This window comes from Gudongella sp. QWL-04 (assembly GCF_058683975.1).
The window spans coordinates 1,840,454-1,854,322 of sequence record NZ_CM178754.1 but is presented as its reverse complement, the minus strand read 5'-3'; the positions used below and the strand labels follow the sequence as shown (position 1 = coordinate 1,854,322).

Here is a 13,869-nt window from a genome sequence, read left to right as displayed (position 1 = left end):
AGAGTATGGATATGCTTAGAATGACTAACATAAGCAAATCCTTTCCCGGAACCAAAGCCCTTGATGGAGTAGATTTCTACCTGAAGGAGAGAGAAATACTTTCTCTTCTGGGAGAGAACGGTGCAGGCAAAACTACGCTGATGAAGGTATTGTATGGAATGATACAGTCTGACACTGGCGAGATCCATTACAAGGGAAACAAGGTCCATTTTAAAAGCCCCCTTGATGCAATCAACATAGGTATCTGTATGGTGCACCAGCATTTTATGCTGGTGCCCGCATTTACCGTCATAGACAACATTATTGTCGGAAATGAACCAAAGGGCGGCATTTTTGTGGATGAAAGGAAGGCACGGGAGGAAGTTGCAGAACTGATCAAGAGGTTCAATTTCAACATCAATCCTGACACGAGGGTGGAGAAGCTGTCAGTAGGAGAACAACAGAGGGTTGAGATTTTGAAAGCACTATACAGGAAGGCGGATGTAATAATACTTGATGAGCCAACCGCAGTGCTTACACCCCACGAGGTTGATTCTCTTTTTGTTATCCTGAAAAAGCTCAAGGAAGAGGGCAAGAGTATAGTCATCATAACTCATAAGCTTAGAGAGACTATGGCCATAGCTGACAGGATAAATGTTTTAAGAGATGGAAGGATGATACACAACAATGTTGATCCTAAGGAGGCAACTATCCACACATTGTCAGAGATGATGGTTGGAAGAGAGGTAGCCCTTGGGATCAAAAGACCAGCCAAGAATATTGGTGATACTGCTTTTAAGGTCGAAGATCTGAACGTCACCGAGGATGGAATCAGAAAAATAAAGGATGTCAGCTTTAGCATCCGTAAAGGTGAGATCCTGGGAATAGCAGGAATAGAAGGAAATGGACAAACACAGCTGCTAGAGTCGCTGACTGGTCTCAACAAGCCGGAAACTATGAAGGTAACTCTTGATGGCAAGGAAATAAAAGGAAGTGCTGACAGCTTTCTAAGAAACGGGATCGGACATATCCCTGAGGACAGATTGACCATGGGTCTGGCTACCGAAATGAGCGTCAGAGACAATTTGATATTAGGCTATCATAAAGCACCAGGGCTTCAAAAACATGGGATACTCTCAAAAAAGAAAATCCAGGACTATTCTGAGAAATGCAGGAAGGACTTTGGGATAAAAGCTCCGGGAGTCGAGGTAAAAGCGAAGTCTCTTTCTGGTGGGAATCAACAGAAGATCGTTATAGCTAGAACCTTTTCTCATGACCCTGACGTTATAATTGCTGCACACCCAACCCGGGGAGTAGATGTTGGAGCGATGGAATACATCCACACAAAACTGTTGGATCTGCGAGATCAAGGTAAGGCAATATTATTGGTTTCAGCAGATCTTGACGAGGTAAGAAGCCTTAGTGACAGGATACTTGTGCTTTATGAAGGCCAGATAGTATCCGAAAGCATGCCCGGTGAACTTACTGAGGTTCAGCTTGGTCTATTAATGACGGGGAGCAAACTGGAAGATCCAAAGGAGGTAAAGAATGAAATCGGGAAAGCTGATTAATAATAAGTTGACGAATTCCGGCGGATCTCTTGTGACCTCTGTTATAGCGTTTATACTCGCCATTGTCGTAGGGGGACTACTGATCGAAGCGGCCGGGTATTCCTCAATTGCAACATATACAGCCATATTCTCAGGTTCCCTGGGGTCCTCAAAGGGGATCATTTTGTCACTAAGCCAGGCGACGCCTCTTCTATTGACTGGACTTTCCTTTGCTATAGCATTCAGGGTAAGGATAATAAACACCGGGGCAGAAGGGCAGGTATATATCGGAGCTATGGCTGCAGCTCTAGTTGGAGCTTATGTAGGATTTTTGCCGGGTATAACCCATGTCGCTGCAGCTGTCTTGGCTGGGATGCTGGCAGGAGGGTTGATTGGACTGTTTATTGGTTTCCTTAAGATACGTTTTGGAGCTTCAGAGGTAATTGTAGGAATAATGCTCAACGAGATATTGATCCTTATTACTGCATGGCTCAGCACAGGACCCTTGATGACTCCTGGAAGTGCTACGGCACAGACGAACCCGATTCTTGAAACAGCTAAGCTGGCAAGACTTGTTCCCAGGTCTCAGCTTACCTGGGCATTGATATTGGCAGTTGTCATCGCCGTTTTCCTTGAGTGGATGATCAGAAAGACGACACTGGGATACGAGATCCAGGTTATAGGATCAAACCTCAAGGCTGCAAAGACAGCAGGTATCAATGTATCCAAAATATATCTTTTGACCATATTTATAAGTGGCGCGATCGCTGGATTAGGAGGCGCTGCACTTTCTCTGGGGATACATTATCGATTTATCGAAGGGATATCTACAGGCTTTGGATTTGCCGGTATACCAGTTGCTGCACTTGCTGCATACAGCCCTGTTGGTGTAGTTATCTCATCATTTTTATTCGGAGCATTAAGAGCCGGTGCTATGACTCTTAACCGAACTACTTCAATACCTATTGAATTTGTAAGCGTAGTCCAGGCTTTGGTAGTTGTTTTCGTTGCAGCTCCTATGCTTATTTCGTCGATAACTAAGAATGTGAAGAAACCATTCTTAATATTCAAGAAGTCCGGGGAAGCAAATGGACCATCGAAGGAGGGAGAGCAGTAATGGGAGATCTTTCGAATATTCTATACGTCGTTGTTGTATCCACCATTAGGATGAGCGTCCCGATGATCCTGGCTTCAGTAGGAGCCGCATTTTCGGTAAGATCTGGAATAATGGCTCTTGGCTGCGAGGGCATGATGATTGCCGGAGCATTCTTTGGCGTCATGGGCTCCTTCTATACAGGAGATCCTTGGTTGGGAATACTTTCAGGGATAATATTTGGCATCCTTTTTTCTCTTATCCATGGAGTGCTCAACATTCGTTACAAGGTGAATCAAACATTGAGCGGGATGAGCGTAAATCTTCTGGCTGCGGCTGTAGCTCCTCTTATGCTGCAGATATTGTGGAAGTCAAAGGGGATATCTCCAAAGGTAGAGAGCTTCAGCAAGCTCGACATTGGAATTTTAGCTGAAATACCTGTGATAGGCTCAATATTGGCAGAACAGAACATTTTGTTTTATATAACCCTGGCTGCAGTAGCAATAGGCTGGCTATTTATGTTCAGGACCCCACAGGGTCTTAGGATGAGAATGGTTGGTGAAAACCCGGTTGCTGCAAATACGGTTGGAATAAACGTAGTGGGCTATAAGTACCTTGGTGTTATACTAAGCGGTGCCTTCAATGGGCTGGCAGGAGCTTATCTGTCTCTTGCTCAGCTTGACATGTATATCGATGGAATGACTGCCGGAAGGGGATATATTGCCATGGTAATAACCACCTTCGGCAAGAACAGTCCATTTGGTGCAATGCTTGGCAGCTTGTTCTTCGGATTTTTCGACGCGCTGCAAACCATTTTCCAGGGTGGTGCGATACCAAGCCATATAGTTCGTACTCTGCCCTATGTTCTTACAATGCTCGTAGTGGTTTTTGGGCTAAAGAGTGCTAGAAATCCGGCTGGTATGGGCAAACACCATGATGAATAATTTGAAGACAGGAGGTAAATAATTGAGTAATTTAAGCGATAGAGCCATACAATGGCGAGAGGAAAAGCTTATCCTTCCCATTTGGTTGGATGATAGGAAGGTTTGTATAATAGATCAGATAAAGCTGCCCTTCACGGAGGATGTATATAGACTTGAAAGAGTGGAGCAACTGGCAAAAGCAATAAAGGACATGACTATAAGAGGTTCGGGAGCTATAGGGATAGCAGGAGCCTATGGAGTATTACTTTCAGCTCTCCAGTCAGATGGAGACAAAAAAACAATAAAGGATGGCGGTTTGCTCCTTAAATCCACAAGACCGACTGCCGTGAACCTTATGAAGACAGTGGATGAAATGCTTCTTGCTGTTGAAGGGTATGAAGGAGAAAATATCATCCAATTTATTGAAGCAAAGGCTGAAGAGATAGTCGTAAGACAGCTTGGTTATGAAAGAAGCCTGGGTGCTTATGGGGCGGAGCTGATTGAGGACGGAGATTCCATACTGACCCACTGTCACTCAGGAGCCCTTGCAGGAGCGGGCTTTGGAGGCAGAGCCCTTTCCGTGATTAGGACTGCCCATGAGATGGGCAAAAAGATCCACGTATTTACAAGTGAGACTCGACCATATCTACAGGGTGCAAGGATAACAGCCTATGAGCTAATGAAATGGGGGATACCCCATACTCTCATCACTGACGGGATGAGCGGCTACCTTATGAGACTGGGTAAAGTACAAAAGATCGTCGTAGGCTCGGACAGGATCGCTGCCAATGGTGACCTACTCAATAAAGTAGGGACTTATATGCATGCACTTGCCGCCAAAGCTAATGATATCCCATTTTACACTGCGACCTCCAGCCATACCATCGATTATTCACTTGCTGAAGGCATGGCAGCAAAGGTTGAATTCAGGGATGAGAATGAGGTCACATCTCTAAATGGTCAGAGGATAGCATTGGAGGGAACAAGAGCTCTGTACCCTTCATTTGATGTAACGCCAAATGAACTGATCAGTGGGATCATAACTGAAAAAGGAGTAATGACTGCACCATTTATCGAAAGCTTATTAAAAGTAAAGTAATAGGAGGAATGTGAAATGGAAATAAACATTAAGGCACCAACACATCATATCGAAGCTCAATACGGCGAGATCGCAAAGACTGTTCTTATGCCGGGAGACCCACTTAGAGCAAAATTTATAGCCGAAACCTTCCTTGAGGATGCTGTTCAGGTAAATGGAATAAGATGCATGTATGCATATACCGGAACATATAAAGGCAAAAAGGTTTCTGTCATGGCAAGCGGCATCGGTGCGCCTACCATGGGTGTTCATGCATGGGAACTCTTCCACCTTTATGGTGTAGAAAATATAATCAGAGTGGGCACTACAGGCGGGATACATCCAGACTTAAAAATCGGCGACCTTGTATTTGCAATGGGAGCATGCTACAACACTCCCTATGCAGATCAACACAAGCTGGCAGGAACTTTTTCAGCTATAGCAGATTATAAGCTTATGAGGGCAGGTATCGACTTAGCTGAGGAGAGAAATGTTAAGCACATGGTAGGCAATGTTTATTCAAGCGATGTCTTCTACCCGGAGTATGGCCGTGAGGACAATGAAAACTGGGCCAAGATGGGAGTCCTTTCAGTCGAAATGGAGACGGCAGCTCTATATATCGTGGCTGCCCGAGCTGGTAAGAAGGCACTTTCGATACTGACGGTTTCAGACCATGTTATGACAGGCGAGAAAGTTTCAGCAGAAGTCAGGGAGAAGAGATTCACAGATATGATGGAAATCGCCCTTGAGATAGCAGAGTAAGGAGGATATCTAATGACTGATCTTTTAAAACTAAAGAAGGACCTGGTGGATTACTCCAGAAGATGCTATGACAGGAACCTTATATCAGCTACAGGAGGCAATGTCAGCATAAGGGTTCCAGGAACCCAAACAATGCTTATTAAGAGTTCAGGTAGCGCCTTCTCGGATATGACTGAAGAAGACGTAGTTCTGGCAGATTTTGACGGCAATGTTTTAGAAGGCGACAAGAAGCTCTCCAAGGAATGGAGATTCCACTCCGGAATATATAAAGCCAGAGAGGAAGTAGGTGCGGTCGTCCACATACACCCGCCATATGCAACGGCAGTTGCCAATACTATGGACCACCTTCCACTTGTCACTAACCATGCAAAGGTCTACTTGAAGGACGTACCGACGATCGGAATGGCCGCCTCAGGCTCAGAGGAGCTGGGTGAAAAGGCTGTTGAGCCATTTGAAGGCTCAGACAAAGTCGCAGTGCTGATGGAGGAGCATGGTATCATAACAGTGGGGCCTGAGGTCAGAAAAGCCTTCTTCCTTGCTGAGATGCTTGAGGACACAGCGAAGATATACCTGATGAGCAGACTCAACCTTGGGGTGAAAAACAATGGAGAATAAGAAAAATTGGGAGTCAAAGGCCGACAGGCCAGAGCTTGACGGCGGCCTCCAATACCATATAAGGTGCCGCCTAGGGGATATTGCTGAAACTGTGCTCCTGCCAGGCGACCCGGACAGAGTCCCTAAAATGTCTGCAATGTGGGACAAATTCGAGGAAAAGGGAAGAAACCGTGAGCATGTTACGCATACAGGTGAGTATAAGGGAGTCCAGATCTCAGCCTGCTCTACAGGAGCAGGCGGTGGATCTACAGCAAGCGCTATGGAGGGCTTGGCTGCAATCGGTGCAAAGACCTTTATCAGGGTTGGTACCACCTCAGGTATCCAGGAGGGCATAAAGCCGGGTGATTTGATAATTTCAACCGGTGCGGTAAGATATGACGGGACATCTGAAAATTATGTTGACGTTCATTATCCGGCAGTCGCAGACTATGAGGTCAACCTTGCTCTTATCGAGGCATGTGAACAACTTGGATACACCTACCATTTAGGGATAACCGCTACAACGGCGTCATTCTTCTGTGGTCAGAACCGAGATGGATTCGGAGGCTACAGGCAAAGCTGGTTCCAGACCAGATATGATGATCTTAGAAGAGCAAACGTTGTGAACTACGAAATGGAAGCCGCAACCGTTCTTACTCTTTCAAGTTTGTTCAGACTTAGAGCAGGTGCTGTATTTACTGTTATCGGGAACAGGGAGACTAATGAGTTCTCGTACGAGGGAATCGAAAAGAGCATCGAAGCTGCATCTCTAGCTGCCGTTATCCTTAGCAGATGGGATGAAAAGAAGAAAGAGAACAATAAGAAATACTATTTTCCATCGTTGTAGAAGTATAAAGTGAGAGACCATTCTGTCATTCTTGTATATGCCGGATAAGAATTAATTTAAATTATAATTTATGTAAAGAAGATCGAGGGGGAACTCTTTTGAGGACATTTCCTGGCCATGCGGCCGTGAGTAGTCCGATAAAAGAATTTCCCCTCGATTGCAAACAAATATTATTTTATATCTTATATTAAGATTTTGTCTGTAAAACTATCTCAACAAGTAAAACAGCGCGCTGGGCAAGAAGATGTGGATCAATAACAGTACCACTGTAACCGCAGCCATCCTCTTATGCCATTGAAAAAGCGCTCTTTTTTTCAACCTGTAAAAGCTTCCTCCAAGCGCTGCCGTTGCAAAGGCAGAAAGGTAAAGAAACGTTCCTGTGTGAAGTCTGAAACCACCCAATGCCATATAGCCGTGAATGGGTGCAAGTATAGCGAGGACAATTCCAAGAGGTTTATGGAAGCCTCTTAAAAGCTTTACCAAATGCCTGAAGCCCTTGCTCTTGGTCTTTATAAGGTGATTGTTCAGAAAATTAAGCAGGAAGGGTGATAGAAGTATCACCAATATACCTGCATTCAGCCATCCCAATACCGAATACATAGAACACCCCCAGCTATTTTAGTCTGCCAGCTTGCCGACTGCAGGTACATTATCCAACTTTCCTACCCCATGCGGTGAATCGTTCTTGATTGCATCAGTCAAATCCTGTCCAGCCTGGAAACCGTTGTGTCCGCCTTCTTTCCATGCAGGCGAATCTGTCATGTCGTATATGATACCGTCAACTGCAACATAAGCTCTTCTTCCATCTTTTCCATCATACTCAGCCAGTTCTTCTAATGTAAGGATCAGCTCCTCAGAAGGCTCTTCAGCCGGTTCTTCTGCAGGAGCTGGTGCACATCCTGCCAGTACGATCACGGCGATAGTCAATATCAGCAATAGATTAAAATATTTTCTTTTCATAGATATCGCTCCTTTCATATTTAAAGGGGTTGATGCTATTATACCCAGCCAGGGTTTAATGCCAACATAAACAGTAGGATTTAGGCAAAAAAACATTCATCAAGCTGCAATTTTGATATAATAAACTAAAGTGCATACTTAGATGCTGGATAAGTTCGCTCTTAAAATTACAAATACCAGTGAGTAGTAGGACTATTTTCCTATCTTGAGCCAATAAAGGCTGAAGTATAGTTTGTGATAGCATTAAACAAAAAGTTTTGTATACCGGACATAGTATGCTGAGAAGTAGTGTTTATGGACGATTTAGCAGAAATCGTCACCTGATTTAAATACTAAACTGTGTTTGGATAAATTTCTTCAAAAGCTTTGCAGCCCCGATTTTAGGCCAATTGTTAATTGACATATTCCCTAAATCTGGTATACTTTAAGTATGTTTTAGGATAATGTCACCAAAAAAAGTTAAATTTTTAACTAACTAAGTTTGAGGAGGGTAAAAAATGAGAAACAAAGCACGAATTATCAGCCTGCTTTTGGTACTTATGATGTTTGCAACTGTACTAACAGCATGCGCTCCAAAGGCAGAACCAGCACCAGCTCCGGCTGAACAACCTGCACCAACTCCAGAGCCGGCTCCAGCTCCAGCTGAACCAGCATTGGTACCTGAGGATGTACTTAAGGAAGCTGCATTGAATTTGTTGAACAACATTCCCGACAACAACTTCATAATGGCTTCAGATGCAGCATTGGCACTTGCTGAAGAAAACCCTGATGCTGTACTTTGGGTTGACCTTAGATCGGCTGAGGATTATGCTAAGGGTCACATCACTAACGCAGTAAACATCCCATGGGCTACACTTGGTGAGAACCTTGAGGTTCTTCCCATGAACAAGCAGATCATATTCCAGTGCTATTCAGGACAAACCTCTGCACAGGCAACTGCACTTGCTCAAATGCTGGGCTTCAATGCAGTATCCTTTAGAGGCGGAATGAACTTTGGATGGGCTCCTCTTAATCTTGGAGAGGATTCACTGCAAATGGATGCAAATCCACTGCCAGCAGCAAAAGCTCCTGATCTTGACGAAAAAGAACAAATCATTTGGGATGCTGTAGTAGCTTATTTCCCACCAGAGAAGAACAACATAATCGCTCCAGCAGATCTTCTTGCACTAGTTGAAGAGAATCCTGATGCAATAACAGTTCTTGATATCAGGTCAGCAGAGGACTATGCCAAGGGTCATATTGAAACATCCAAGAATATTCCTTTCAAGACTGTTGGTGCAAATACTGATCAAATACCAATGAACAGACCTGTTTACGTTACCTGCTATACAGGACAAACAGCTGGCATAACCATAGCTCCACTTAGGATCATGGGCTACAACGCAATCAGTCTTAACAGGGGTATGACAGGCTGGGATGGAGAAGCGCTACCTACAGTAACTGAGTAATAACTGACACAAACTATTACACAATAATCTATTAGTTGGACAGGAGGTGAAGTCTATGTCCAAGCCCAAGGTTTTTAATAATTGGATAACAAGCCTTGTGGTAGTGGCAGTACTGGGAGTGGCGGCATTGGGTGTATACCAGTTCGTAATAGCTCCAACACTGCCCGAAGAGCAGTATACTGAAGTAGGGGGCGGAGAGGACAAACCCTTTGAATTCCCGTCTATCGATAGTTCAAGCTGTGTGGCTTGCCATACAAGTGAGGCTGTCATTGCAGCATCAGACTGGGGCAAAGACAAGCCTGTTGCTGAAAACACCGGTGGCTGAGGCGCTGCTGGTCCACAGTTGGAAACTGTGCAAATGTTTTTGGTATCAGAGGAGTTCGTTGCGTCAACTCATGGAAGCCTGGGCTGCATTACCTGTCATGGTGGTGAAAATGTACCGGACAAAGCCGTTGCCCATACTGACATGAATCCTTATCCGTCAAGAGATTATGAATCGACTTGCAGCGCATGCCACTCAAATGTGACAGGAGATTTCGACACGGCTATTCACTTTAACCTAAATGGAATGGCTAATGGTTTGACGGAGTATGCTGGTGTGACTTCCTTATCTGAGTCACCCCATCACGAAGAGGTATTCGGCAATGACTGCTACAAATGTCATGCTACCTGTGGAGATTGCCACGTAAGCAGACCAAAGAATTTTTCCAACGGTCTTGTTGAACAGCATACTTTCCAAGGGACACCTTCAATGGAGAACAACTGCTACGCATGTCATAATGCAAGAAATGCAGGAGAGTTTATGGGACTGGTCGGCTTTGGCAGTGACGTCCACTTTGATGCAGGCATGACCTGTATGGATTGTCATCCAGTGAACAATTTCCATGGAACTGGTGAGGTTCCTTATGATATGTGGGAGGTTGACCTTCCACAGTGTATAGACTGTCACGCTGACAAGGACCCGGCAGTTGCAACTGACGTAGAGCACAAGGTCCATGGAGATGCGCTTTCATGCCAGGTATGTCATGCTCAGGCAAACAACAACTGCTTTGAATGCCATCTGGACGAGAAGGCAGACGGATCAGGACTTGCCAGCTCATCAGAAATGAAGATAATGTTTAGAGTAGGATATAATCCAGAGCCTACTGAGGAAAGGCCTTACAAGTACGTAGTACTTAGACACGTTCCTGGACAGGAATCTATGCTTGAGGTAGTAGGAGAGAATATGATGCCAAACTTTGACCAAAAGGTCAACTGGAATTACTCGCCTACCCACAATGTACAGAAGAGCACCTTCCAGAACGAAAGCTGCGATGCATGCCATACAAACACCAGGATATGGCTGAGCGAGAAGGACTTTAGAGAAACTGACAGCGAAGCTAATAAAGCGCTTATACCTGCATTGCCGCCATCATTGGAGCATTAAAAAAAGGGGGAGCCCAGCTCCCCTTTTTCTGCATTGATTTTTCACTAGGAGGTAGATGACAATCAAAAAGTTCATCAGATATCTTACAAGTCTTGGGCTTGCGATCAGTCTCTTTATACTGATTGCAGCTTATTCCATAATCGGGACCGTTCTACCTCAGGGGTTGCAAAGGGAATTCTACATAGAAAGCTATAACAGTTTTGGAAATCTTATACTTGCAATGCAGTTTGACAAGGTTTACAGCTCATGGATATTCAGGGTACTTCTGGGAGTATTCCTAATCAATCTGGTGGGTTGTACCTTAAAGATACTCCCATCTCAGCTATCAAGGCTTAAAGCGGAGTACTTTCCTATGCCAAAGGCAGAAGGAGACTCATACGGGCTTCAGCAAGGAGAAGATGAAGCTTTTAAGGAGCACCTTAAGAAACAAAGATATAGTATAACGGATACAGGTTCCGGCTTTAGAGCATCAAAAAGTAGGATCGGAAGTATTGGCTCTTCAGTAACTCACCTTGGTATAATCATAATCATCCTAGGAAGCTTTCTAGGTAATATGTTTGCTGAGGAAGGTTTTTTCAACTTAGTTCCAGGGGATATCAAACCCTTCCCGGAATATGGTTTCTCCTTAAGACTGGACGATTTCTATCTGGGCTTTAGAGAAAACAATACGGTGGAGCAGTATTACAGCGAGGTTTCAGTCCTAACTCCAGAGGGAGAGGAACAGAAGGAAAAGCTATGGGTCAATAAACCGTTAAAGGTTCAGTCTCTTAATTTTTACCAGACAAGCTATGGCTGGGCAAGCAGGCTTTATATCAAGAACTCAACAGGGGAGGTACTTGAAAGCAGACTGCTCAGGAGCGGGGAATCACATTTTTATCAGCCAAGTCATATTACAGTTTATCTCTACGGCTATTATCCAGACTTCACAATAACAAGCCAGGGAGAGCCCCTCACCATGTCAGAGAGGGAGAATGATCCTCACTATGCTGTCGTGCTTTACCAGTTCAACAATCACATAGGTTCCTACATACTTGAACCGGGACAGACGATAGATATGCAGGAATACACGATTTCCTTTAATGACTCTGTTCTCTACACGGGTCTTACTTATAGGAAGGATTTTGGGTACTTCTTTGTTTTGGCAGGAAGCCTTGCTATGCTTCTAGGATTGATACTTTCCTTCTATTTTTATCCAAGGTTTATCCTCGTTGAAAATGGAAAGGTCTCTCCAATAACAAGACAGAACAGCTGGGGCTTCAACTACCAGGTAAGAAGGATGCTCAAGCAGATAACGGGACGGGAGGTAAGCTGATATGGATATACTATTTTATGAAGAATTGTTCTTTACCTTGGGATTTATCGCATATACATTGTCTGCAGTAGGATTTTTTATATATGTGGCACTTAAAAAGGATTCCATAGGAAAGGCAGCTGTAATACTTGCAACAATTGGGTTTGTGATCCATACTCTGGCAATAATCCTAAGGATCATAGAGTCAGGCAGACTCCCATTTAGCAATCAGTTTGAATTTGCTACAAGCTTCACCTGGGGTATAGTAATGTGTTACCTCGTGCTTCATTATGCTTATAAGTTCACTGCCGTCGGAGCGTTTGTAATGCCTATAGCATTTCTGGTCATGGGCTATGCATCCATGCTTCCAAAGAACATAAAGCCCTTAATGCCTGCACTTCAAAGCGGCTGGCTGCCGCTTCACGTGGGAACGGCTGTAATAAGCTACGGAGCCTTTGCAGTAGCTGCAGGGCTGTCAACAATGTATCTGCTGAATCTTAGGAAAGGGACTACCTCCTCAGGGAAGGGGTCTCTTCCCGATGCTGAGGTATGTGACTACTTAAGCTACAGGGTAATAGCATTTGGATTCCTTATGTTGACACTGGTCATCATTACAGGTGCAATCTGGGCGAAGGCAGCCTGGTCAAGATATTGGGGATGGGATCCAAAGGAGACCTGGTCGCTGATAACATGGCTGATTTACTCTGTGTACCTTCACCTGAGATTCAACAGAGGGTGGAAGGGAAAGCCTGCGGCGCTGTTTTCAGTAATAGGATTTGTTTGCGTAATATTCACTTTTATTGGAGTCAATACTCTCTTGCCCGGGATACATAGCTATAGATGACAATTGGCAGTGAATAGTGAACAGCTAAAAAAGCAGTTGTTAGCAGTAAGTAGGTAGCTGTTTACGATTTGATGAGATCCCTCGACTATACTCGGGATGACAGTAAATGAGTCATCGGAATGGTCAGGGATCTTTGATATTTATTGTGATTTGTGAATTGAAACTTGTGAATTATAAATAATTGGGTAAAAATACCTTGAGGTGAGTTATCATGGACAATTTTACTAAGAAACGTTTTAAGAAACCAATGGAATTCATTGAAGGGATAACCAAGGGGGATCTTTCTCTTAGAAAAAGAGAGTTTGACCTTAACAAATCTAGGAGGACCATTAAGGAGCTTTCGGAAGACGGTAGGCTTCTAAAATCCAAGGTCGAGGAGCTGAAGGAGGCTCATGAAAGACTTTTACATCCGGATCCTGAGGAGAAAAAAGATTTCATTGACAGACAAAAAGGCAAGAAAAGGAAATAGATCAACCTTCGTTGGTCTTTTTTTACGAGGAGGCATCGACATGAGGGTGGAGAGGATAACTTTAAAGGACCTGGATGGCCGAACTGAAAGCCGCAAACAAGCTGTACTGATCGAAGGGCTGGGCATAGAAGGCGATCTCAAGGCAAATGGAGGCGATAGACAAATTTCGTTACTGCCTCGCTGGGTCAGGGAAAGGATCGAGCAGGGCAGAGTGGAAGGTCTTTGCATCTCCAGGTTCAGGGAGAATATTACCTGGTCAGGAGAGGGTGATCTAGTTAAGGGAGAAAGGTATAAAATAGGCGAAGTATTGCTGGAGATTTCAGAATTGAACAAAAAATGCTTCGATGAATGTTACAACATTGTCAAAAACACCCCCTGTCCGCTGGCATTTACTGTCAGTTATGCAATTATTTTAAGGGGTGGAATCATAAACTTAAATGATGAAATTCAGCCATTACAGCCGTGACAACGATTTCTCAATGATTCGAATAATAAGAATTAATTGATAATTTATTCTCAAATTATTGATTTATGGTTGCACATAATATAAAATCAATTAATATAGGCGTAGTGTTATTATTTTTTAAATAACCATATACTGGGGG

16 protein-coding genes are annotated in these 13,869 nt (G+C 44.0%); 14 read left to right on the top strand and 2 right to left on the bottom strand.

Annotation, left to right across the window (positions count from 1 at the left end):
* The first annotated feature begins 5 nt into the window (after positions 1–5).
* From AC4PHB_RS09190 to AC4PHB_RS09160, 7 genes are read left to right on the top strand one after another with little or no spacing between them, the layout of a single operon-like run.
* A complete protein-coding gene (locus AC4PHB_RS09190; protein ID WP_492136138.1) occupies positions 6–1,550 on the top strand; it encodes an ABC transporter ATP-binding protein in 1,545 nt (514 codons plus the stop codon).
* Entirely contained in the window at positions 1,528–2,646 is a 1,119-nt protein-coding gene (locus AC4PHB_RS09185) for an ABC transporter permease (protein WP_492136137.1), read from the top strand. The genes AC4PHB_RS09190 and AC4PHB_RS09185 overlap by 23 nt, the downstream gene beginning before the upstream one ends.
* Positions 2,646–3,566, top strand: coding sequence for an ABC transporter permease (locus tag AC4PHB_RS09180; protein WP_492136136.1), 921 nt, complete (start codon positions 2,646–2,648; stop codon positions 3,564–3,566). Before AC4PHB_RS09185 ends, AC4PHB_RS09180 begins: the two co-directional genes overlap by 1 nt.
* Before the next feature lie 22 nt (positions 3,567–3,588).
* Positions 3,589–4,644: an S-methyl-5-thioribose-1-phosphate isomerase gene (mtnA, locus tag AC4PHB_RS09175; RefSeq protein WP_492136135.1), complete on the top strand. Its 1,056-nt coding sequence runs from the start codon at positions 3,589–3,591 to the stop codon at positions 4,642–4,644.
* 15 nt (positions 4,645–4,659) lie between these two features.
* Positions 4,660–5,385: a purine-nucleoside phosphorylase gene (gene deoD / locus AC4PHB_RS09170; RefSeq protein ID WP_492136134.1), complete on the top strand. Its 726-nt coding sequence runs from the start codon at positions 4,660–4,662 to the stop codon at positions 5,383–5,385.
* Between the two features lie 12 nt (positions 5,386–5,397).
* Complete coding sequence (locus tag AC4PHB_RS09165; RefSeq protein WP_492136133.1) at positions 5,398–6,000, top strand: class II aldolase/adducin family protein; 603 nt, start codon at positions 5,398–5,400, stop codon at positions 5,998–6,000.
* Positions 5,990–6,826, top strand: coding sequence for a nucleoside phosphorylase (locus AC4PHB_RS09160; protein WP_492136132.1), 837 nt, complete (start codon positions 5,990–5,992; stop codon positions 6,824–6,826). Before AC4PHB_RS09165 ends, AC4PHB_RS09160 begins: the two co-directional genes overlap by 11 nt.
* A gap of 207 nt (positions 6,827–7,033) precedes the next feature.
* On the opposite strand, the gene AC4PHB_RS09155 is transcribed toward AC4PHB_RS09160, so the two are convergent.
* Both AC4PHB_RS09155 and AC4PHB_RS09150 read right to left on the bottom strand, forming a co-directional pair.
* Entirely contained in the window at positions 7,034–7,426 is a 393-nt protein-coding gene (locus AC4PHB_RS09155; RefSeq protein ID WP_492136131.1) for a hypothetical protein, read from the bottom strand.
* An 18-nt stretch (positions 7,427–7,444) separates the two neighbouring features.
* The gene (locus AC4PHB_RS09150) at positions 7,445–7,786 is read right to left on the bottom strand and encodes a cytochrome b5 domain-containing protein (RefSeq protein WP_492136130.1); all 342 of its coding nucleotides are present in this window, start codon (positions 7,784–7,786) and stop codon (positions 7,445–7,447) included.
* Between the two features lie 497 nt (positions 7,787–8,283).
* Here AC4PHB_RS09150 and AC4PHB_RS09145 point away from each other — a divergent pair, with 497 nt between their 5' ends.
* The 7 genes from AC4PHB_RS09145 to AC4PHB_RS09115 all read left to right on the top strand — a co-directional run bounded on the left by AC4PHB_RS09145 (position 8,284) and on the right by AC4PHB_RS09115 (position 13,730).
* Complete coding sequence (locus tag AC4PHB_RS09145) at positions 8,284–9,234, top strand: rhodanese-like domain-containing protein (RefSeq protein WP_492136129.1); 951 nt, start codon at positions 8,284–8,286, stop codon at positions 9,232–9,234.
* A gap of 55 nt (positions 9,235–9,289) precedes the next feature.
* Positions 9,290–9,559: a hypothetical protein gene (locus tag AC4PHB_RS09140; RefSeq protein WP_333687097.1), complete on the top strand. Its 270-nt coding sequence runs from the start codon at positions 9,290–9,292 to the stop codon at positions 9,557–9,559.
* 33 nt (positions 9,560–9,592) lie between these two features.
* Positions 9,593–10,660, top strand: coding sequence for a hypothetical protein (locus AC4PHB_RS09135; protein ID WP_492136128.1), 1,068 nt, complete (start codon positions 9,593–9,595; stop codon positions 10,658–10,660).
* 55 nt (positions 10,661–10,715) lie between these two features.
* Positions 10,716–11,972, top strand: coding sequence for a cytochrome c biogenesis ResB family protein (locus AC4PHB_RS09130; protein WP_492136127.1), 1,257 nt, complete (start codon positions 10,716–10,718; stop codon positions 11,970–11,972).
* A gap of 1 nt (position 11,973) precedes the next feature.
* A complete protein-coding gene (ccsB, locus tag AC4PHB_RS09125) occupies positions 11,974–12,795 on the top strand; it encodes a c-type cytochrome biogenesis protein CcsB (RefSeq protein WP_492136126.1) in 822 nt (273 codons plus the stop codon).
* Positions 12,796–13,006: 211 nt separating this feature from the next.
* Positions 13,007–13,264, top strand: coding sequence for a hypothetical protein (locus AC4PHB_RS09120; RefSeq protein ID WP_492136125.1), 258 nt, complete (start codon positions 13,007–13,009; stop codon positions 13,262–13,264).
* Complete coding sequence (locus AC4PHB_RS09115) at positions 13,233–13,730, top strand: MOSC domain-containing protein (protein WP_492136124.1); 498 nt, start codon at positions 13,233–13,235, stop codon at positions 13,728–13,730. Before AC4PHB_RS09120 ends, AC4PHB_RS09115 begins: the two co-directional genes overlap by 32 nt.
* Positions 13,731–13,869: the final 139 nt, after the last annotated feature.

What these genes read in the sequence shown, in the direction of transcription:
- AC4PHB_RS09190 (WP_492136138.1), top strand. Translation starts at nt 6, where the DNA reads ATGGATATGCTTAGAATGACTAACATAAGCAAATCCTTTCCCGGAACC.
- AC4PHB_RS09185 (WP_492136137.1), top strand. Translation starts at nt 1,528, where the DNA reads ATGAAATCGGGAAAGCTGATTAATAATAAGTTGACGAATTCCGGCGGA.
- AC4PHB_RS09180 (WP_492136136.1), top strand. Translation starts at nt 2,646, where the DNA reads ATGGGAGATCTTTCGAATATTCTATACGTCGTTGTTGTATCCACCATT.
- deoD (WP_492136134.1), top strand. Translation starts at nt 4,660, where the DNA reads ATGGAAATAAACATTAAGGCACCAACACATCATATCGAAGCTCAATAC.
- AC4PHB_RS09165 (WP_492136133.1), top strand. Translation starts at nt 5,398, where the DNA reads ATGACTGATCTTTTAAAACTAAAGAAGGACCTGGTGGATTACTCCAGA.
- AC4PHB_RS09160 (WP_492136132.1), top strand. Translation starts at nt 5,990, where the DNA reads ATGGAGAATAAGAAAAATTGGGAGTCAAAGGCCGACAGGCCAGAGCTT.
- AC4PHB_RS09155 (WP_492136131.1), bottom strand. Translation starts at nt 7,426, where the DNA reads ATGTATTCGGTATTGGGATGGCTGAATGCAGGTATATTGGTGATACTT.
- AC4PHB_RS09150 (WP_492136130.1), bottom strand. Translation starts at nt 7,786, where the DNA reads ATGAAAAGAAAATATTTTAATCTATTGCTGATATTGACTATCGCCGTG.
- AC4PHB_RS09145 (WP_492136129.1), top strand. Translation starts at nt 8,284, where the DNA reads ATGAGAAACAAAGCACGAATTATCAGCCTGCTTTTGGTACTTATGATG.
- AC4PHB_RS09140 (WP_333687097.1), top strand. Translation starts at nt 9,290, where the DNA reads ATGTCCAAGCCCAAGGTTTTTAATAATTGGATAACAAGCCTTGTGGTA.
- AC4PHB_RS09135 (WP_492136128.1), top strand. Translation starts at nt 9,593, where the DNA reads ATGTTTTTGGTATCAGAGGAGTTCGTTGCGTCAACTCATGGAAGCCTG.
- AC4PHB_RS09130 (WP_492136127.1), top strand. Translation starts at nt 10,716, where the DNA reads ATGACAATCAAAAAGTTCATCAGATATCTTACAAGTCTTGGGCTTGCG.
- ccsB (WP_492136126.1), top strand. Translation starts at nt 11,974, where the DNA reads ATGGATATACTATTTTATGAAGAATTGTTCTTTACCTTGGGATTTATC.
- AC4PHB_RS09120 (WP_492136125.1), top strand. Translation starts at nt 13,007, where the DNA reads ATGGACAATTTTACTAAGAAACGTTTTAAGAAACCAATGGAATTCATT.